19 protein-coding genes are annotated in these 18355 nt (G+C 64.7%); 12 read left to right on the forward strand and 7 right to left on the reverse strand.

The features are described from left to right. Positions 1–45 precede the first annotated feature (45 nt). Entirely contained in the window at positions 46–1779 is a 1734-nt protein-coding gene (gene oxc, locus JQ616_RS36220; RefSeq protein ID WP_212022964.1) for an oxalyl-CoA decarboxylase, read from the reverse strand. Positions 1780–1850: 71 nt separating this feature from the next. Continuing rightward, positions 1851–2546, reverse strand: coding sequence for a GntR family transcriptional regulator (locus JQ616_RS36225; RefSeq protein ID WP_163160266.1), 696 nt, complete (start codon positions 2544–2546; stop codon positions 1851–1853). Between the two features lie 216 nt (positions 2547–2762). On the opposite strand from JQ616_RS36225, the gene JQ616_RS36230 reads away from it, so the two are divergent. The 6 genes from JQ616_RS36230 to JQ616_RS36255 all read left to right on the forward strand — a co-directional run bounded on the left by JQ616_RS36230 (position 2763) and on the right by JQ616_RS36255 (position 7934). Next, entirely contained in the window at positions 2763–4892 is a 2130-nt protein-coding gene (locus tag JQ616_RS36230) for an acetate--CoA ligase family protein (protein ID WP_212022965.1), read from the forward strand. Positions 4893–5067: 175 nt separating this feature from the next. After that, positions 5068–5865, forward strand: coding sequence for a sterol desaturase family protein (locus JQ616_RS36235; RefSeq protein WP_212022966.1), 798 nt, complete (start codon positions 5068–5070; stop codon positions 5863–5865). Next, entirely contained in the window at positions 5852–6229 is a 378-nt protein-coding gene (locus tag JQ616_RS36240) for a hypothetical protein (RefSeq protein ID WP_212022967.1), read from the forward strand. Before JQ616_RS36235 ends, JQ616_RS36240 begins: the two co-directional genes overlap by 14 nt. A gap of 12 nt (positions 6230–6241) precedes the next feature. After that, complete coding sequence (locus tag JQ616_RS36245) at positions 6242–6442, forward strand: hypothetical protein (RefSeq protein ID WP_212022968.1); 201 nt, start codon at positions 6242–6244, stop codon at positions 6440–6442. Between the two features lie 37 nt (positions 6443–6479). Further along, positions 6480–6788, forward strand: a complete 309-nt coding sequence (locus JQ616_RS36250) for a DUF6166 domain-containing protein (RefSeq protein ID WP_212022969.1) — start codon at positions 6480–6482, stop codon at positions 6786–6788. Between the two features lie 36 nt (positions 6789–6824). Further along, positions 6825–7934, forward strand: coding sequence for a Zn-dependent alcohol dehydrogenase (locus tag JQ616_RS36255; protein ID WP_212022970.1), 1110 nt, complete (start codon positions 6825–6827; stop codon positions 7932–7934). Positions 7935–7939: 5 nt separating this feature from the next. Here the strand turns inward: JQ616_RS36255 and JQ616_RS36260 are convergent, their stop codons facing one another. After that, complete coding sequence (locus tag JQ616_RS36260) at positions 7940–8698, reverse strand: GntR family transcriptional regulator (RefSeq protein ID WP_212022971.1); 759 nt, start codon at positions 8696–8698, stop codon at positions 7940–7942. 99 nt (positions 8699–8797) lie between these two features. Continuing rightward, entirely contained in the window at positions 8798–10210 is a 1413-nt protein-coding gene (locus JQ616_RS36265; protein ID WP_212022972.1) for an MFS transporter, read from the reverse strand. 274 nt (positions 10211–10484) lie between these two features. Here JQ616_RS36265 and JQ616_RS36270 point away from each other — a divergent pair, with 274 nt between their 5' ends. From JQ616_RS36270 to JQ616_RS36285, 4 genes are all read left to right on the forward strand, one after another. After that, positions 10485–10892 (forward strand): hypothetical protein, encoded by a 408-nt coding sequence (locus tag JQ616_RS36270; RefSeq protein WP_212022973.1) that lies wholly within the window; start codon positions 10485–10487, stop codon positions 10890–10892. 156 nt (positions 10893–11048) lie between these two features. Further along, positions 11049–11861: an NYN domain-containing protein gene (locus tag JQ616_RS36275; protein WP_212022974.1), complete on the forward strand. Its 813-nt coding sequence runs from the start codon at positions 11049–11051 to the stop codon at positions 11859–11861. Positions 11862–12078: 217 nt separating this feature from the next. Further along, complete coding sequence (locus JQ616_RS36280; RefSeq protein ID WP_212022975.1) at positions 12079–12468, forward strand: DUF1236 domain-containing protein; 390 nt, start codon at positions 12079–12081, stop codon at positions 12466–12468. A 204-nt stretch (positions 12469–12672) separates the two neighbouring features. Continuing rightward, the gene (locus tag JQ616_RS36285; RefSeq protein WP_212022976.1) at positions 12673–13734 is read left to right on the forward strand and encodes a ketopantoate reductase family protein; all 1062 of its coding nucleotides are present in this window, start codon (positions 12673–12675) and stop codon (positions 13732–13734) included. A 30-nt stretch (positions 13735–13764) separates the two neighbouring features. Here JQ616_RS36285 and JQ616_RS36290 read toward each other — a convergent pair whose 3' ends face one another. The 3 genes from JQ616_RS36290 to JQ616_RS36300 all read right to left on the reverse strand — a co-directional run bounded on the left by JQ616_RS36290 (position 13765) and on the right by JQ616_RS36300 (position 16300). After that, positions 13765–14967 (reverse strand): hypothetical protein, encoded by a 1203-nt coding sequence (locus JQ616_RS36290; protein ID WP_349630094.1) that lies wholly within the window; start codon positions 14965–14967, stop codon positions 13765–13767. 146 nt (positions 14968–15113) lie between these two features. Then, positions 15114–15716, reverse strand: a complete 603-nt coding sequence (locus JQ616_RS36295) for a thiamine pyrophosphate-dependent enzyme (RefSeq protein ID WP_212022978.1) — start codon at positions 15714–15716, stop codon at positions 15114–15116. Positions 15717–15724: 8 nt separating this feature from the next. Continuing rightward, positions 15725–16300 (reverse strand): thiamine pyrophosphate-binding protein, encoded by a 576-nt coding sequence (locus JQ616_RS36300; protein WP_212022979.1) that lies wholly within the window; start codon positions 16298–16300, stop codon positions 15725–15727. Positions 16301–16487: 187 nt separating this feature from the next. On the opposite strand from JQ616_RS36300, the gene JQ616_RS36305 reads away from it, so the two are divergent. Together JQ616_RS36305 and JQ616_RS36310 are read left to right on the forward strand one after the other, a co-directional pair. Beyond that, positions 16488–17453 (forward strand): Bug family tripartite tricarboxylate transporter substrate binding protein, encoded by a 966-nt coding sequence (locus JQ616_RS36305; RefSeq protein WP_212022980.1) that lies wholly within the window; start codon positions 16488–16490, stop codon positions 17451–17453. Between the two features lie 3 nt (positions 17454–17456). Then, positions 17457–18353, forward strand: coding sequence for an amidohydrolase family protein (locus tag JQ616_RS36310; RefSeq protein WP_212022981.1), 897 nt, complete (start codon positions 17457–17459; stop codon positions 18351–18353). The last annotated feature ends 2 nt before the right edge of the window (positions 18354–18355 follow it).

The raw sequence follows: 18355 nt of genomic DNA on the forward strand, positions 1-18355 counted from the left end.
CTCTGTCTGCCCCTGCACCCGCAGGGAGTGATGGGGTTTAAGGGGTTACTTCTTCTTGCTCAGCACGCTCTGCGGATTGAGGTTGCCGATGCGGCCGCTCTCCGAGCCCGCCGCCGGATCGATCACCGCGTTGATCAAGGTCGGCTTGCCGGAATCCAGCGCCGCATTGACCGCGCGCTTCAATTCGTCCGGCGAGGTGGCGTTGACGCCGACGCCGCCGAAGGCTTCCATCATCTTGTCGTAGCGCGAGCCCTTGACGAACACGGTGGTCGCCGGATCGTCGCTCGTGCCGTTGACGTCGGTGCCGCGATAGATGCCGTCATTGTTGAAGATCACGACGCAGATCGGCAGCTTGTAGCGGCAGATGGTCTCGACTTCCATGCCGGAGAAGCCGAACGCGCTGTCGCCTTCGACCGCGAGCACCGGCATGCCGGTCTCGACCGCAGCCGCGATCGAATAGCCCATGCCGATTCCCATCACGCCCCAGGTGCCGACGTCGAGCCGCTTGCGCGGCTTGTGCATGTCGACGACGCCGCGGGCGAGGTCGAGCGTGTTGGCGCCTTCGTTGACGAAGATGGTGTCCGGACGTTCCGCGATGATGGCGCGCAGCGCGCCGAGCGCGCCGTGATAGTCCATCGGCGAGGCGTTGCTCATCAGCTTCGGCGCCATCTTGGCGACGTTGTCGTCGCGCTTCTTGGCGACGGTCGCGAGCCAATCGCTCGGTGCGGCCGACCAGTTCGCGCCCATCGCATCGAGGAACGCGGAGACGCAGGAGCCGATATCGCCGACCACAGGCGCGACGATCTCGACGTTGGAATCCATTTCCTTCGGCTCGATGTCGACCTGGATGAATTTCTTCGGAGCTTCGCCCCAGGTCTTGCCCTTGCCGTGCGACAGCAGCCAGTTGAGCCGGGCGCCGATCAGCATCACGACGTCGGCTTCCTTCAGCACGGTCGAGCGCGCAGCACCCGCGCATTGCGGATGCAGGTCGGGCAAGAGGCCCTTGGCCATGCTCATCGGCAGGAACGGCACGCCGCTCTTCTCGACGAAAGTCTTGATCGCCTCGTCGGCCTGCGCATAGGCCGCGCCCTTGCCGAGGATGATCAGCGGACGCTTTGCGCTCTTCAAAACGTCGAGCGCGCGCTTCACCGACGACGGGGAGGGGATCTGCTCGGGCGCCGCATCGATCACCTTGACCAGCGACTTCTGGCCAGCGTCGGCGTTCATCACCTGCGAGAACAGCTTTGCCGGCAGGTCGAGATAGACGCCGCCCGGGCGGCCCGACACCGCGGCGCGGATGGCGCGCGCAAGGCCGATGCCGATGTCCTGGGCGTGCAGCACGCGGAACGCGGCCTTGCACAGCGGCTTGGCGATCGCGAGCTGGTCCATCTCCTCATAGTCGCCCTGCTGCAGATCGACGATCTCGCGCTCGGACGAGCCGGAGACCAGGATCATCGGGAAGCAGTTGGTGGTGGCATGCGCCAGCGCCGTGAGGCCGTTCAGGAAGCCGGGCGCCGACACCGTTAGGCAGACGCCGGGACGCTTGGTCAGGAAGCCGGCGATCGAGGCCGCGTAGCCGGCGTTCTGCTCGTGGCGGAACGAGAGCACGCGAATGCCTTCCGCCTGGGCCATGCGGCCCAGGTCCGTGATCGGGATACCCGGCACACCATAGATCGTGTCGATGCCGTTGAGCTTGAGCGCATCGATGACGAGATGGAAGCCATCGGTTAGTTCCTGCTCGGTGCCCGGTGCCTCGGACTTCGCAGCGGTATTCAGCATCGGCATCGTCTCCCTGATCGTTCTTGTTCGGACGATCTGTTTGTCGTCAGAAGCGAGTGGACTCAAAGTATCTAAGTGAACAGTTCCTGACCGTGCGCCTCGACATAGGCGGCAAGGCCGAGTGTGTGATCGCGTGCGCGCTTTTCGGCGAGCTCGGTGTCGCGTGCTTCCAGTGCCTCGATGATCCCGAGATGCTCGGGCAGCGAGGTCGCGGTGCGGTCCTTGCGGCCGATCGTGAGCTGGCGATAGCCGCGCACATGCAGCAGCAGGTCGTTGGTGAGGTCGACCAAGACAGGGGATTCCGACAGCGAGATCAGCGCCTGGTGGAAAGCGATGTTGGCCTTGGAATATTCCTCGACGTGATCCTGCGGCAGGCGGTCGTCGCTGAAGTCCTTGAAGAAGTCGCGCAGCGCCGAGATGTCCTTCTTGCGCGCGGTGGTGGTGATCAGGCGCGCCGCCATGCTCTCCAGCGCCGCCCAGGCGCGGATCATGTCGACGATCTCCGATTTGGTGCGGCGGACCACGATGATGCCGCGGCGCGGCACGGTCTTCACGAAGCCGTCCTGCTCGAGCATCGCGATCGCTTCGCGGATCGGCGTGCGGCTGACGCCGAGACGCTCGGACAATGCGCGCTCGTCGAGCATCACGGGCTCCGGCGTCGCGTAGATGTCCATCTTCAGGATGGCTTCCTTCAAGGCCTCATAGGCCTTGTTCTTGAAGCTCGTCTCCGGCGCGATGCGGACGATGGCGATATCTGTGTCAGCCATGTTGGGCGACGCCTTGGTCTGTTTCGGGTCAGGCACGACTCGTCTCCTCCTCTTGGAGACGTCTTCTTAGCAGAAGAAATTACCTTAGATTTTTGGCATGCCAAATACCAGAATGTCAAGACGTGCTTATTTTTCGGCATTTTTAGGGGGCGACCGACCTTGACAATTACGTTTTTGGCATACCAAATGCCACGAAATTGTCCCAGGAGGAAGCCGATGTCAAATTCGAAGGATGCGGTCCGCAAAATTCTCGATGCGGTCAAGGCCGACAAGCGCACGAGCCTCACCGCGCCCGAAGGCAAGGTGGTCTGCGATGCCTACGGCATTCCGGTGCCGAAGGAAGGCGTCGCCAAGTCGGCTTCCGAGGCTGGCCGGATCGCCTCCGACATGGGCTTCCCGGTGGTGATGAAGATCGTCTCGCCCGATATTCTCCACAAGACCGAGGCGGGCGGTGTGATTGTCGGCGTCAAGAGCGCCGCTGACGCCGAGAAGAGCTACGAGACCATCCTGGCCAACGCCAAGAAATATAAGGCCGATGCCAAGATCGAAGGCATCCAGGTGCAGCAGATGCTGGGCGGCGGCACCGAGGTGATCGTCGGCTCGATCACCGACGGCTCGTTCGGCAAGCTGGTCGCCTTCGGCCTCGGCGGCGTGCTGGTCGAGATCCTCAAGGACATCACCTTCCGCCTCGCGCCCGCGACCAAGGACGATGCGTTGTCGATGCTCGACGGCATCCAGGCTCATGAGATGCTGAAGGGCGTACGCGGTGGCGAGCCGGTCAATCGCGAGGCGCTCGCTGACGTCATTGTGAAGGTGTCGCAGCTGGTCAGCGATTTCCCTGAAATCGTCGAGCTCGACCTCAATCCGGTGTTCGCGACCAGCAAGAACGCGATCGCCGCCGACGTCCGCATCGTCGTCGACTTCGACTACAAGCCGCGCCCGGCGCCGCGTCCGACCGAAGAGATCGTCGCCGCGATGAGCCGCATCATGCAGCCGAAGGGCGTGGCGGTGATCGGCGCTTCCGCCGAGGACGGCAAGATCGGTAACTCCGTGATGAAGAACCTCATCAATGGCGGTTACAAGGGCGAGATCTATCCGATCCATCCGAAGGCTGCGGAAATCCTCGGCTACAAGGCCTACAAGAGCGTCAAGGACGTGCCCGGCGTGATCGACACCGCGGTGTTTGCGATTCCGGCCAAGTTCGTCGCCGGAGCTCTGGCAGAATGCGGCGAGAAGAAAATCCCCGGCGCGGTGCTGATTCCCTCGGGCTTTGCCGAAGCCGGCGCGCCGGAATTGCAGGCCGAGATCGTCGAGGTCGGCAAGAAGTACAACATCCGCCTGATGGGGCCGAACATCTACGGCTTCTACTACACGCCGGCCAATCTCTGCGCCACGTTCTGCACCGCCTATGACGTCAAGGGCCACGCCGCGCTGTCGTCGCAGTCGGGCGGCATCGGCATGGCGATCATCGGCTTCTCGCGCTCGGCCAAGATGGGCGTGTCGGCGATCGTCGGCCTCGGCAACAAGTCGGATATCGACGAGGACGATCTGCTCGCCTTCTTCGAGCAGGATCCGAACACCAATCTGATCGCGCAGCACTGCGAGGACCTGAAGGACGGCCGCGCCTTCGCGGAAGCCGCCAAGCGCGTCTCCAAGAAGAAGCCGGTGGTCGTGCTCAAGGCCGGCCGCACCTCCGCGGGTGCGAAAGCGGCGTCGTCGCACACCGGCGCGCTCGCCGGTAACGACAAGATCTATGAGGACGTGTTCAAGCAGTCCGGTGTGATCCGCGCCCGCTCGCTCCGGCAGCTCCTGGAGTTCGCCCGCGGCGTGCCGGTGCTGCCGACGCCGAAGGGCGAGAACATCCTGATCATCACCGGCGCCGGCGGCTCCGGCGTGCTGCTGTCGGACTCCGTCGTCGACAATGGCCTGTCGCTGATGGCGATGCCGCCGGACCTCGATGCGGCGTTCCGCAAATTCATCCCGCCGTTCGGCGCGGCCGGAAATCCTGTGGATATCACCGGCGGCGAGCCCCCGATCACCTATGTCAACACCGTGAAGCTCGGCCTGTCGGATGAGCGCATCCACGCGCTGATCCTCGGTTACTGGCACACCATCGTGACACCGCCGATGGTGTTCGCGCGCAACATGGTCGAGGTGAAGAAGGAGATGGAGGCCAAGGGCTTCGTCAAGCCGATCGTCGCTTCGCTCGCCGGCGACGTCGAGGTCGAGGAGGCCGCCGAATATCTCTACCAGCACGGCATTCCGGCCTATGCCTATTCGACCGAATTGCCGGTCGAGGTGCTCGGCGCCAAGTACAAATGGGCGCGGGGCGCGGGCCTGCTCTGATCATCCGATCTGTCGAAGACCACAGGCCGCCCCGGACATCATCCGGGGCGGCTTTTTCATTGGTTCCGCGCGCCATGCGCTTCTTCCCGATCGCATCCGGACCGCCAAGGGAGCTTGCCTTCTACATCTGATGTGCTACTGATATGTCAGATGAAGCGCGATGGAGGGACCCGCGATGGAGTTGGCCGCAACAGGGATGACCGACCGCCAGCGCAAATATCGCGCAACCTACCGCGAACGGGTGGTGGGCTGGTACAATGGCTGGCTGCATGTCGTGCTGATCTACACGATCGGCTTCACGGCGCTGTACGTCTATCTGGCCAATGTGCATGACGTGAAATGGTGGGAATACCTCACCATCCCGGTGGTCTTCCTGATTGCGAACTTCTTCGAATGGGCGGTGCATCGCTTCGTCATGCACCGGCCCTCGAACGTGCCGCTGCTGCGCGCGATCTACAGCCGCCACACACTGATGCATCATCAGTTCTTCACCGAGGAGGAGATGCGCTTCGCCGATCATCACGACTGGCGCGTCACCTTCTTTCCGCCCTATGCGCTCGTCGTGTTTACCCTGATGTCGATCCCGCCGGCGATTGTCGCCGGGCTCGTGATCTCGCCCAATACCGGTTGGCTGCTGATCACCACGACGACGTCGATGTACCTGATCTACGAATTCATGCACTTCTGTTGCCACGTCGAGGAAAATGCCTTCGTGCGCAACATGCCGTTCGTCAACACCATCCGCCGGCATCATACCGCCCATCACAACCAGTCGATCATGATGGAGCGCAACATGAACCTGACCTTCCCGGTGATGGATTATGTGTTCGGCACCTCCGATCTCAATCGCGGCCTGCTTGGCCACGTCTTCAACGGCTACAGCACGCGCCACGTGAAGACCGACATGCGGCGGACGGCGCGGACGCCGCGGGTCGTGGTGAAGGAGCAATCGGTGCCGCATGCCGCAGCTTGAACCCAATCTCGCAGGCCTCGCCTGGTTCGGCTTGTTGTGGAGCGTATGCTGCATCGGCTTCCTGCAACTGGCCGGGATGTATCCGCTGCGCGGCCGCGCCGTTCTGCCGGTGACCATTGCAACGATCTTGTGGGGAATGTTGCTCGCTGGCACGCTGGCATTCGCTTTGGTCGAGCTGCGCTGGACCACCGTCGTGGTCATGGGCGGCGTGCTATTCCTGTTCTTGCCTGCACTTTTCCAAGCGATGCCGGAATGGTGGCGCGACGGACGCGCGGGATTGCGGCTGTCCTGTTGCGCGATGCTTGCGGCACTGGCGCTGCTGGTCGGCGTGGCGGCACCGTCGTTTCACATCTGGATGACCTGAAGGGAGATCGCGATGCCCAGCCACATCAAGCTCATGTTGTCGCTGGCGTGCCTCGTCACGGCGGCCTGCGGGTACTTTTTCATGGTCTATCTGGGACAGCAGGGACCGAGCTACGCGGTCGCTTTCCTCGGCGTATTTGCCACGGTCGCGATGTGGATCTTCCCCGAGGTCGTCAAGAAGAACCTCAAGGTCGGTCCGCCCGGATCCCGATAGGGCGCCTGACAGGATGTTGCAGCACGGGGACGATCCAATGGCGAATTATATTGGGGACCGCACCATCGACGGCATTTCCGTCCTGGTCGACGGCGAGCCGCTGTCACCGCATTACGACCAGCTTCGGCTCACCGAGCATGGTTTTGAATGGAGCTATGAGGGGCCCGAGCCGGCACAACTGGCCTTCGCGCTGCTCCACGATCACCTGCACGACGCCGCTGCCGCGAAAGCGCTGCACGCGGCGTTCATGCGGCGCATCGTCGCCAATTTCGGCAATGAATGGGAGCTGTCCTCGGCCGATCTCGACGAGGCAGTCGCTGCGCTGCGGTCCGGACAGCCGGCCTGATCCCACGCTCGTTTCTCCGGCAGAGAGCCCCTTGAGATGCCCCTGAGCTGTCGCGCTGCGGTGCTGCATCAAAGCGGAACGCCGCTCTCGATCGAGCGCGTTTCGCTGGCGCCGCCCACGTCGACCGACGTCGTGGTGAAGGTGCGGGCCGCGGGGCTCTGCCACACCGATCTGGAGGTGATCGACGGATCGCTGCGCTATCCCTTGCCGATGATCCTCGGACATGAGGCGGCCGGCGTGGTCGAGGAAGTCGGCAATGCGGTGCGCGACATCAGCGTCGGCGATCACGTCATCCTGTCCTGGAATCCGCATTGCGGGCATTGTTTCCAGTGCGATCGCGCGCAGCCGATCCTGTGCGAGACCTATCTCGCCCGCGGCGCGGAAGGCGTGCATTTCGACGGCGCGTCGAAGGCGCAACTCGAGGGCGGCAGGAGCCTGGCGCACCTGATGTTCCTCGGCGCGTTCTCGGAATATGTCGTGCTGCCGGCGCAGCAGGCGATCGTGGTGCCGAAGGCCATCCCGTTCGACCGTGCCTGCCTGATCGGCTGCGGCGTCATGACCGGCGTGGGCGCCGCGCTGAACATCGCCGAGATCGGCCACGGCGATACCGTGATGGTCACCGGTTGCGGCGCGGTCGGGCTCGCAGCGGTGCAGGGCGCACGGCTTGCCGGCGCCGGTGCGATCATCGCGGTCGACCTCGATGATGAAAAGCTCGCGCTGGCGCGAAAGCTCGGCGCGACACAGGTCGTCAACGCGGGGCACGAAGATCCGGTCCAGTTCGCAAGGGAGGTGACGGGCGGGCGGGGCGCCGACGTCATCCTCGAGGCGGCGGGCCATCCGCAGGCGTTCCGGCAAACCGCGGAGGCGGTGCGGCCGGGCGGCGAGGTGATCTGGCTCGGCAAGATCGACGTCTCGCACGACGTGAATTTCCGGTGGGGCGCCTTGATGGGCGAGAAGCGATTTCGCCGCTCGAGCTACGGCGGCGCACGACCGCGGCGCGACTTTCCCTGGCTGGCGCAGGCCTATCTCGATGGCCGGCTAAGGCTCGACGAACTGATCACCGGCCGCTGCAGCCTCGACGGCATCAATGACGGTTTCGAGGCGCTGCGGCGCGGTCGCTCGATCCGCACGGTGGTCGAGTTCTGACACTCTCAGAGCGTCGAACGCGCAAAGCTTTCGATGTAGTTGATCAGGCTGTCGGAGGCCGCGCCGGCCGCGTCGACGCGGCGTTCGGCGATCGCTTCGGCGACGTCCGCGTGCAGGCGCGCCGCGAGCGGCAGATCGGCCGCTTCCTTGTAGTGCTGATACCAGAACCGGCGCGACAGGCCATGCATCAGGCCCATGGCGCGGGCGGCGAACTCGTTGCGCGACGCGGCAGAGACCAGGGTGTTGAACTGGTGGTCCAGCCGCATAAAGAGCAGATCGTCGGATTTTTCCGACGCGCGCCGCATGCCGGCGGCGATCTCGGAGAACTGCGTACGCTGCTCGCTGGTGGCGCGCTCGGCGGCGCCGCGTGCCATCAGCCGTTCCAACTCGCGCCGCACTTCGAGCAGCCGGAGCTGGGCCCGCAGGTCGATCTCGGACACCAGCACGCCGCGACGGGCCAGAATGTTGACGAGGCCGTCGCGCGACAGCCGCTGCAATGCCTCGCGGATCGGGGTGCGGCCGATGTCGAGCCGTTTGGCCAGCACGAGCTCGGAGAGCGCGGTGCCGGGCGGCAACTGCAGCGTCACGATCAGCTCTTCCAGCTCGGCATAGGCACGATCGGTGAGGGTGACGTCGCTCTGCGGGAGAGCCGCCTGCGCGGACCCGCGCGGCTTGTCGCCGGCGGCGGATGATTGCCGTGCCGGCCGGCGGCTCCCTGTCGCGCGCGCGCGCACCGTGCTGGATCGCTTGTTCGAATCTGCCATCGGATCACTGCTGTACAGCAGATATCTCACACGCCCCGATGGGACTGACAAGGCCGCTCGGTCGGCTTAGGCCGAATCGAGCGGCGCGCAGCGCACCGATCAGTGCGAAATGCTCTCCAGCGTCCGGCCGCGGGTTTCCTCGCCGAGCAACAACACCACAAGCGCGGCCACCACGAACGCGCCGGCGCCGAGCGCGAACACGCCGCCCTGTCCAGCCGCCGGCAGGATCACGCCGATCACATAGGGGCCGATCAGCGAACCGATACGGCCGACCGCAGAGGCAAAGCCGGTTCCGGTTGCCCGGACATGGGTCGGGTACAGTTCAGGCGTATAGGCGTAGAGCGCCGACCACATGCCGAACAGGAAGAATTGCATGCAGAGGCCGGCAATGATGAGCTGGGTCTGGTCGACCGCCGAGCCGTAGAAGTGGCAGGCGATCGCGCCGCAGAGCAGGTTCATCACCAGCGTTGCCTTTCGGCCCCAGGACTCGACGAGCCACGCCGAGACCAGGAAGCCGGGGATGCCCGCAAGCGAGATCAGGATGGTGTAGAACACCGATTTGGTGATCGGGAAGCCCTTGGCCTGCAGCAGCGCGCCGAGCCATGTGGTGAGGCCGTAGAAGCCGAGCAGCGCGAAGAACCACAAGGTCCACAACATCGCGGTTCGTTTGGCGTAGATGCCTGAAAACAGCGTCCTCAGGCCCGTCACTTCCGAGGCAGGAGCGGCGGGCTGCCGCATGACCGGCGGCAGATCGCGACTGCCGAGGCGATCGCGCACCTTGGTTTCGATGTCGCGCACGGTCGCTTCGGCCCGCTCTGAATAGCCATGCGACGCGAGCCAGCGCGGCGATTCCGGCACGTAACGCCGCACCACCAGCACGAAGACTGCGGGGATCGCCTGCAGGATGAAGACCCAGCGCCAGTCGGCGACCTGCAGCACGCAGTAGGTCAAGAGGCCCGACGCGATGAAGCCGAGCGGCCAAAATCCTTCGAGGAATGCGATGTAGCGGCCGCGGTTCTTGGCCGGCATGATTTCCGAGACCATCGACTGCGCGACCGGAAACTCCATGCCCATTCCGAAGCCGAGCAGCAGACGGGATGCGCCGAGTGCGGTCGCCGTCGTGGAGAGACCGCAAAACAGGCTGCCCAGTCCCCAGAAGATCATGCTGACCTGGAAGACGCGGGCGCGACCGAAACGGTCGGCAAGCAGGCCGGCGGACGCGGCGCCTATGAACATGCCGAGGAAGCTCATGCTCGACAGCAGGCCGGCTTCCGCCGTCGACAGGCCGAAGGTCTGGCGGATCGAGCCGAGCAGGAAGGTCAGCGCGGCCAGGTCCATGCTGTCGAAGAACCACGCGGTCGCGATGATCCCGAAGATCCAGCGCTGATAGGAGGTCAGTGGCAGGCGTTCGAGCCGTGCCGCGATGTCGGCAACCTGCTGCGCCTGCGCGGTTCGCGCAACGGCGGCTGGAGCCCGGCTTCCGGCCGATGCCGTGACGTCGGAAATGGTCATTGCTGTCCTCCCCAGGTGGACGTTGACGGGTTCTTGCGGCCCTTTAATAAAATGTCACACGGATAGCAGTGATATGTCAATTGCTGATCACGAGTGGGGTGGTGGCTCGGTCCCCCTTGTGATCCGATCGGCCAACGATGTCGCTTCGGCCAGCTTCCGAAGCGCCATCAAGACCCGGTTAACGGCATCCGAGAAATCGGGGGCTAACGGATAATCCGGCTTTAACGGGGGGCCGATTACACGTCGCTTGGTTGCACGGAGGCGTTTTCCCCACATGGCAGTTCAGGTCGATTTGGATTTTGCGAGCGAGGACCGCGCGAGGGCGCAGATCGGCGCGGCGGTGAGCTTTTTGCTCCGGGATGTGAGCGGCGTCGCACGCGAGCATGCCGTCGAGATGATCGTCGAGATGGTGCGCGATGTCGCAAGTCGGCCGGCCGGTCCGGATGCGCCATCGATTCAGCCGCTGATGAGCGGCATCGCCTATCGGGATTTTGTCATCGACGCCTATCGGCGCGATGTCGATCGTTGGCGCGCGACCATCCGCCGGTCGAATGGCAAGAAGATCCGGATTGCGTCGCCGCCGTCGGTGCGCGATGAGGCGACGACGACAGCGGACGCGATCAACGCCGAGAAGGCCATCGAGTTCGCAAGGCGGGCGATCGACATGGGCGAAGTGCTCTGACCCGTACAGCGCCAACGCTGCCGCGGCGGCGAAACTCCGTCTGACAGCCGCTGACTCTATGCTTGGGACGCGCGATGTGCTCCGATACGACGGCTGCGCCGGTTCCGGAGCCGTCGACCGGAATCTCGATCCATCGTGTCCCAGCCGAGAAACGCCATGCCGTCCGAACTCCGTTCGCCCCGTCTCGCCGTCCTGATCGACGCCGACAATGCATCCGCAAAGATCGCCGACGGGCTGTTCGAGGAGATCGCCAAGATCGGCGAAGCCAGCGTGCGCCGTATCTACGGCGACTTCTCCAATCCCAGATCGAGGGCCTGGGCCGATATCCTGTCGAAGCACGCCATCATACCGCAGCAGCAATTCGCCTACACGACCGGCAAGAATGCATCCGACATCACCCTGGTGATCGACGCCATGGACCTGCTGCACAGCGGCCGGTTCGATGGCTTCTGCCTGGTGTCGTCCGACAGCGATTTCACCCGGCTTGCCGCCCGCATCCGCGAGCATGGTATCGACGTGTTCGGTTTCGGCGAGCAGAAGACGCCGGAGAGTTTTCGGCAGGCCTGCCGCCGGTTCGTCTATACCGAGAATTTGCGCGGTGGCGTGACCAGCAATCAGGACGCAGCGGTGCGTGCCCAGCCGTTGCAGCCGCCCGAGGCGGCCGTACCCATCCTCAAGAAGGTGACCAGCCAGATCGCAAGCGAAGACGGCTGGGTGACGCTCGGCGAGGTCGGCCGCCAGCTTGCCAATGTGGCATCCGATTTCGATCAACGGACATACGGTTTCCGCACCCTGGGCGAACTGGTACGCAGGACAAACGCCTTCGAGATCGATCACCCGAAGGGCGGCGCGATGCGGATCCGCATCAAGTCGGTGGCTGCACCGTCGCCAGGCAGGCCAGCTCCAGGTAAACCGGCTCCAAGACGGCGAGCTCCGAGACGGCGCGCCGATCAGAAGCCGCCGGAATGAGCGGCGCGCGGCGCGGGCATGCTCCGAGCCATCCTTGATCTGAACCAGCCATGAATGCCGCTTCGCACATCATCCGAAGCGGCATTTTCAATTTGTGCTGGAACCAAAGCGAGTTGCGGCGGAATTGGAATTTGCGCGCAAGTTGCCGCGCTGGAACTGGAACGTCTCATTCCCTGCGATGTTGAAGGGGCGTCTTGCAACTCGGAGGAGGACAATCATGAACAAGCGTTTAGCCGTTTCCCTTGTCGCTGTTGTCTCGCTGCTCGCGTCCGGTTCGGCCTTCGCTCAGTCGACGACTGCAGCGGGCGCCGTCAACGGTGCGCGGACCGGCGGCGAGATTGCAGGCCCGGTTGGCGAGATCGTCGGCGGCACGGTAGGTGCTGCGGTCGGCGCCGGCCTCGAGATTCCGAATGCGGTGATCACGTCGATCCCGCGCGGCGAGCCGTCGGTGGTGGTGCGCGAACGCGTCGTGGTCGGCGAGCCGCTGCCCGACACCGTCGTGCTGCGCCCGGTGCCGCGCTACACCGAATATCGCTATGCGGTCGTCAATGATCGCCGTGTGGTCGTGGACGCGCGCACCCACCGGATCGTCAAGATCATCGACTGATCGCAGCGAGACTTCTGACGGCGAACACCCTCGCGGGCTTCTCGCCCGCGGGGATCTTACTCGGCCCCATGAAGGTCCCATGAATACCGGCATGGCACGGGCCCGCTTTTTCATGAAGCGACCGGTTTGCCTATCCCCTAGACTGGCTGGCAACGGACGGACACCGCCAGCGTCCGCCTCAATCAAGAGCAGGGGGATGGAAACATGGGTCGGAAGATCGCGATCGTCGGTGCGGGTGCGGTCGGCGGTTACGCCGGTGCGCATATGGTGCAAGCGGGGGAGGACGTTACCTTCATCGATCCCTGGCCCGCGCATGTCGCGCACATGCGCAAGCACGGATTGCGCGTCACCCACGCGATGGACGTTGCCGAGTTCTCGGTGCCGGTGCGCGCGCTTGATGTCACCGATGCGCAGCAGCTGGCCAAGGAAAAGCCGGTCGACATCGCCTTCGTCTGCATGAAGTCCTATGACACGGCCTGGGCCACCATGCTGATCCGGCAATATCTGGCGGCAGACGGCTACGTCGTGTCGCTGCAGAACTGCATGAACGAGGAGACCATCGCCGGCATCGTCGGCTGGGGCAAGACGCTCGGCTGCATCGCAAGCAGCATCACCGTCAATCTGCCCGAGCCCGGCCATATCCACCGCGGCGCGGGGAAGGGCGGGGCGGCTCACACCGTATTCCGCGCCGGCGAGGTGCATGGCCGCATCACCGCGCGCGCCGAAGAGGTGTGCCGGCTGGTCGGTTATTCCGACAGCGCCAAGGTCACCTCGAATCTCTGGGGCGAGCGCTGGTCCAAGCTGGTCGCCAATGTGATGGGCAACGGGCTGTCGGCCTGCACCGGCCTGCCAGGCGGCGAGGTGCTACAGAGCGAGCCGCTGCGCCGCTTCTCGACCCGGCTCGGCAGCGAGGCGATCCGCGTCGGCCAGGCGCAGGGCTATCAGCTCGAGGAGATCCTGCATCTGCCGCCGGAGACGATCGCCCGCGCCGGCGAGGGTGACGAGGCCGCAACCCGCGCCTGCGACGAGCAGCGCTTCAAGGATGCCAAGCGCACCTCATCCGCGCAGCGCCCCTCGATGGGCCAGGACATGCAGAAAGGCCGCCGCACCGAGATCGAATTTCTCAACGGCCTCGTGGTCCGCGAAGGCGAGAAGCTCGGTCTGGCGTGCAATGCCAACGCCGCGTTGACCGACATCGTCAAGCGCGTCGAACGCGGCGAACTCGCACCGGATCCGAAGCACATCACCGAGTTGCGGATGAATTGAGCCGGCGTGCGAGCTGCGACCGCCGCCGGTTCAAAAGCGGACGGCTGGAAGCGGCCAGGTCGCTTTCAGGACGAGAACGTACAGCGCGAAGGTCGCGATCGACGCGATTGCCAGCATGATCCCGTCGTGAAGGGTCAGCCGTTCGAGCTCCATGGTGCGCCCCCCGCTTAGGTAGCGCTGCAGAGCGAACAGCATGAAGGGAATCCCGATCAGGAATGATTGCAGGTAGACGGCCAGGGCGAGGCCGATCAGGATTCCGATCCAGCCAACGATCAGCGCGGACCTCCGGTTCACCGAGCCGACGAGAGCATTCAGGATGAGACCGCCGTCCAGAGGATGGAGTGGAAGCAGGTTGCTCGCGTTGACGATCGCGAACAGCTCCGCCAGCTTTGCGAGATAAAGTTGGCCGGTAGCCTGATAGGCGGCGAACAGGCCGAGCGTCGGAATGATGCTTAGGCCCGGACCCATCAGCGCGATGAAGCCGAGCCGGCCCTCCGTCCGATAAGCCGTCTTGGGAACGGCCGCCCCGCCGAAGAAGGGCACGAGGTAGATGCCGCGCACGCCGACGCCGGCCATCAGCATCGCCGCAGCGTGCCCCGCCTCGTGCAGGACGATGACCACGGTCAGGAGCAGTGCTGCCTTCCACCCCACCAGATACCAGAAGCTGAGCAGGGCCACGATCGACAACAGCCATCCGTTGTTGCCGATCGCGGAGAAGCGGTTGGAGATACCGGCTTCCTTCTCGCACTGCTGTTTGGTCAGGATCGCCATTCGACGCAGGCCGATCGGATAGTTGATGCGGTCACGGAGGGAGCGCGCGGTCAGCTCGCAAAATACCGTGAGTTTGGTGCCGCCGTCTGCCTCCCGGATCGTGAGGCCCGATTCGATATCGCGGCCGCCCTCAGGCGGTATCGACAGAGGGTGTGCCACCGTCTGGCCCCGCATGATCCCCTTGGCCTCGTCGCGTTCGAGCTCGCGCGAGACGGTCTGTATTCGAGGCTGGCCGCCGATGGAAAGGCGGCATAGCCACAATTCGGTGTTGTCGGGCACCGGCTCGAGCGAGATCTCCAAGACCGGCGGTCCGTCGAAGACGATGCGGTCCGCGGTGTTGAAGCGCCACACGGCCTCGCGCGGTGCATTGATCTGGACCGTGAATTCGAAGCGCAGCCGATCGCGCGCCCGCACTGCGTCGATGATGCCTTGTAGCGCATAGTACGCGATACGCAGGAGCACGATGGGGAGTGTCAGTAGTCCGAGCATAACGGGCAACACCTACGCTGGCTTCGGCGGAGCTGCGCCGATGCAATACCATCATAGGTTGTTATCAGGTAAATCGCCGGCAGGCGACGCCGGTCTGTGTTTCCTGGCGCTTTGCCGCCCTACAGCAGCTGCCGCACTCCCATCCCGTTCATGAACCGCTCGCGGATCTGCACGGGATCGCGCCTTGTGGTGCCGGTGCCGGGCTTGTCGTCGATGCGGACGCCGATCAGGGTCGGGCCTGAGGCTTGTTTCGACTGTTCGATCAGCCGCTCGAAATCGTCCTCGTCGGCGGCCCAGGAGCTGTTGGCAAGGCCGCTGGCGATTGCGACCGCGACGATGTCGGTATGGCCCGCCGCAGGCGTCGGTTGCGCGCCGGTGATCTGGTAGATGCCGTTGTCCATCACCACCATGGTGAGGTTCTTCGGCGCGAGCGTCGCGATGGTCGAGAGGCAGCCGAGCTGCATCAAGAGCGAGCCGTCGCCTTCGAGCGCGAACACGCGCCGCTTCGGCTGCGCCAGTGCGACGCCGAGCGCGATCGGAAATGCGAGGCCCATGCTGCCGAGCATGTAGAAATTCTGAGGCCGGTGGCCGGCGGCCCAAAGATCAAAGTTGGTGTTGCCGATGCCGCCGATCACGGCTTCGTCCTTCAACCCGGCGACGAGGCGCTGGGTAAGATCGGCGCGGTTCATCACCTTGGTGTTGCGCGCGGGAGTGTTGGTCATGGCTGATCTCACTTGTCGAAGGTCTTGCCGCCGGTGAGCAGCGGCGAGAGGATCAGTGCCACCGGCGCCTGGGTGGTGACGGCCTGCTTGATCGAGCGGTCGGCGATGAATTCGAGCTCGTCGAGCCTTGTGATGGTGTGATGCTCCATCGCCAGCGAATCCAGCACCGGGCGCATGGTGCGGCAGACCAGCGCCTGGCCGTAATTGAACTCGCCGAGCGTGCCGCGTTCGGAGACGAACATGATCAGCGGGATCTGGTAGGGCACCGCGAGCGAGGCCAGCACGTTGGCGAGCGTGGCAAAGCCCGAGGTCTGCATCAGCACGGCGCCGCGCATCCCCGCCATCCAGGCGCCCGAGACGATGCCGACGGCTTCTTCCTCGCGCGCGGTCGGAAATGTCGTGAAATAGGGATCGGCGTGCAGGTCCTTGATCAGCGTAGTCAACACCCGGTCGGGCACATAGGGCACCAGCCTGATCTCGTTCCGCTTCAGCGTCTGCAGCACGATGCCGTGCCAGGTGGTCGCCGCATCCTGGGACTTATCCTTGGCTTTATCCTTGGACGAGGCTTGTTCCGCGGCCGCCATCCTGTTCTCCCTGCTCGCGCGACGCTGATGGCCGCTTGCGACACAAAACTTGACGCCGGACAGGTGATTGTCAACATGCCTCGACCGCAACGCGATCTGCGCAATTCGGCCATCGCAGCGCCGAACCGACGTGCGATACAGGCGGTAACGACAAAGGGACGGAACGATCAAGGGACGGGAGGCGTCGATGGCCGGATGGGTCTGGCGGACCGCCATTGCGGCAGCGGCCATGTTTGCGGCTGGCCTCGCGTCCGCGCAGCCGTATCCGGCCAAGGCCGTTCACATTCTCGTTCCATATCCGCCCGGCGGCGGCGTCGACGTGCTGACGCGCACGCTAGCCGAAGAGGTGTCGAAGACCTGGACGCAGTCGATCGTGGTCGAGAACCGGCCGGGCGCCGGCGGGGTGATCGCCTCGCAGGCGATCGCGAGCTCCGCGCCCGATGGCTACAATCTGATCATGGTGGCGAGCGGCCACGCCACCAATCCATTCCTCTACCCAAAGCTGCCCTACGACACCTTCAAGGATTTTTCGCCGATCTCGCTATTGGCGTCGTCGCCGAACGTGCTGCTGGTGCGCGCGGACTCGCCGTTCAAGTCGGTCAGCGACGTCATCGCGGCGGCGAAGGCCAAGCCGGGCAGCCTGTCGTTCGCGCATGCCGGCAACGGCACCTCGACCCATCTGGCCGGCGAGCTGCTCAACAGCCTCGCCAAGATCGACCTCAGCGCGATCCCGTACAAGGGCGGCGCGCCGGCAATCAATGATCTGCTCGGCGGACAGATTCCAATGTCGTTCAACAACGGGCCGGAATCGGTCGGGCAGTTGCAGGCAGGCACGGTGCGCGCGCTGGCGGTGACGACGGCGTCGCGCGCGCCGTTCCTGCCTGATGTGCCCAGCATGTCGGAGACCGTGCCGGGCTACGACACCGAGGTGTGGTGGGGACTGCTCGGTCCGGGCAACATGCCCGCCGATCTCGTCGCGAAGATCTCGCGTGACTTCGTCACGGCCGTGAATACCGATGCTGTCAAGGAGCGGCTCGGCAAGCTCGGCGCTGTCTCGATCGGGAGTACGCCGGACAAATTCGCCGCCAAGATCAAGGCCGACTACGACAAATGGGGGCCGATCATCAAGGCCGCCGGTATGAAGGCGGAATAGACAATGGCTACGTCAGAAATTCCCGCCTGCCTGCCGCCGCGTCCGGTGACACCGCCGCGGGAGAAGCTGCCGCCAAAGGCCTGCGATACGCATGCGCATGTGTTCGGCCCGGCCGAGCGATTTCCCTATGCCGGCGATCGCAGCTACACGCCGCCGGACGCGCCGCTTGCGACCTATCTCGGCATGCTCGATGCGCTCGGTTTCACCCGCGGCGTGCTGGTGCAGGGCAGTGCGCATGGCCACGACAATTCGGCGATGCTGGACGCGTTGCAGCGCGAGCCCGCGCGGCTGCGTGGGGTCGCGGTGGCCGATGCCGATGTCGCGGCGGGCACGCTGCGGCAATGGCATGTGCTCGGCGTCCGCGGCCTGCGCTTCAACCATTTCTTCCGCGGCGGACAGCTGCACTATCGCGGCGGCATTCCGCTCGGGGTGGCCGAGACGCATGCGGCCGTGATGGCCGAGCTCGGCTGGCATCTGCAGCTCTGGATCGATGTGAAGGATCTGCCCGACACGATCCCGACGCTGAAGGCGCTGGGCCTGCCGGTCGTGGTCGATCACATGGGCCGCACCGATGCGAGCGCCGGGATCAACACCGCGGGTTTCCAGAGCCTGCTGCGCGCGGTCGGCGAGGGCTGGTGCTGGGCCAAACTCTCCGGCGCGCATCGCCTGAGCCGGCGCGCGCCGGATTATCCGGATGCGCGGCCGTTCCACGAGGCACTGGTCGCGGCGAATCCTGCAAGGCTGGTATGGGGCGGCGACTGGCCGCATCCGCGGGTCGAGGGCGAAATGCCCGACGCCGGCCATCTGCTGACGCTGTTCCAGGCGTGGACGCCGGATGCCGCGACCCGGCATCGCATCCTGGTCGACAATCCCGCACGACTCTATGGCTTCCCAAACTGAAG

Origin of the sequence: Bradyrhizobium tropiciagri (assembly GCF_018130545.1) — a bacterium.
Lineage (GTDB): Bacteria > Pseudomonadota > Alphaproteobacteria > Rhizobiales > Xanthobacteraceae > Bradyrhizobium > Bradyrhizobium tropiciagri_A.

Coding starts and splice junctions, on each gene's coding strand:
- oxc (WP_212022964.1), bottom strand. CDS start 1,779: ATGCTGAATACCGCTGCGAAGTCCGAGGCACCGGGCACCGAGCAGGAA.
- JQ616_RS36225 (WP_163160266.1), bottom strand. CDS start 2,546: ATGGCTGACACAGATATCGCCATCGTCCGCATCGCGCCGGAGACGAGC.
- JQ616_RS36230 (WP_212022965.1), top strand. CDS start 2,763: ATGTCAAATTCGAAGGATGCGGTCCGCAAAATTCTCGATGCGGTCAAG.
- JQ616_RS36235 (WP_212022966.1), top strand. CDS start 5,068: ATGGAGTTGGCCGCAACAGGGATGACCGACCGCCAGCGCAAATATCGC.
- JQ616_RS36240 (WP_212022967.1), top strand. CDS start 5,852: ATGCCGCAGCTTGAACCCAATCTCGCAGGCCTCGCCTGGTTCGGCTTG.
- JQ616_RS36245 (WP_212022968.1), top strand. CDS start 6,242: ATGCCCAGCCACATCAAGCTCATGTTGTCGCTGGCGTGCCTCGTCACG.
- JQ616_RS36250 (WP_212022969.1), top strand. CDS start 6,480: ATGGCGAATTATATTGGGGACCGCACCATCGACGGCATTTCCGTCCTG.
- JQ616_RS36255 (WP_212022970.1), top strand. CDS start 6,825: ATGCCCCTGAGCTGTCGCGCTGCGGTGCTGCATCAAAGCGGAACGCCG.
- JQ616_RS36260 (WP_212022971.1), bottom strand. CDS start 8,698: ATGGCAGATTCGAACAAGCGATCCAGCACGGTGCGCGCGCGCGCGACA.
- JQ616_RS36265 (WP_212022972.1), bottom strand. CDS start 10,210: ATGACCATTTCCGACGTCACGGCATCGGCCGGAAGCCGGGCTCCAGCC.
- JQ616_RS36270 (WP_212022973.1), top strand. CDS start 10,485: ATGGCAGTTCAGGTCGATTTGGATTTTGCGAGCGAGGACCGCGCGAGG.
- JQ616_RS36275 (WP_212022974.1), top strand. CDS start 11,049: ATGCCGTCCGAACTCCGTTCGCCCCGTCTCGCCGTCCTGATCGACGCC.
- JQ616_RS36280 (WP_212022975.1), top strand. CDS start 12,079: ATGAACAAGCGTTTAGCCGTTTCCCTTGTCGCTGTTGTCTCGCTGCTC.
- JQ616_RS36285 (WP_212022976.1), top strand. CDS start 12,673: ATGGGTCGGAAGATCGCGATCGTCGGTGCGGGTGCGGTCGGCGGTTAC.
- JQ616_RS36295 (WP_212022978.1), bottom strand. CDS start 15,716: ATGACCAACACTCCCGCGCGCAACACCAAGGTGATGAACCGCGCCGAT.
- JQ616_RS36300 (WP_212022979.1), bottom strand. CDS start 16,300: ATGGCGGCCGCGGAACAAGCCTCGTCCAAGGATAAAGCCAAGGATAAG.
- JQ616_RS36305 (WP_212022980.1), top strand. CDS start 16,488: ATGGCCGGATGGGTCTGGCGGACCGCCATTGCGGCAGCGGCCATGTTT.
- JQ616_RS36310 (WP_212022981.1), top strand. CDS start 17,457: ATGGCTACGTCAGAAATTCCCGCCTGCCTGCCGCCGCGTCCGGTGACA.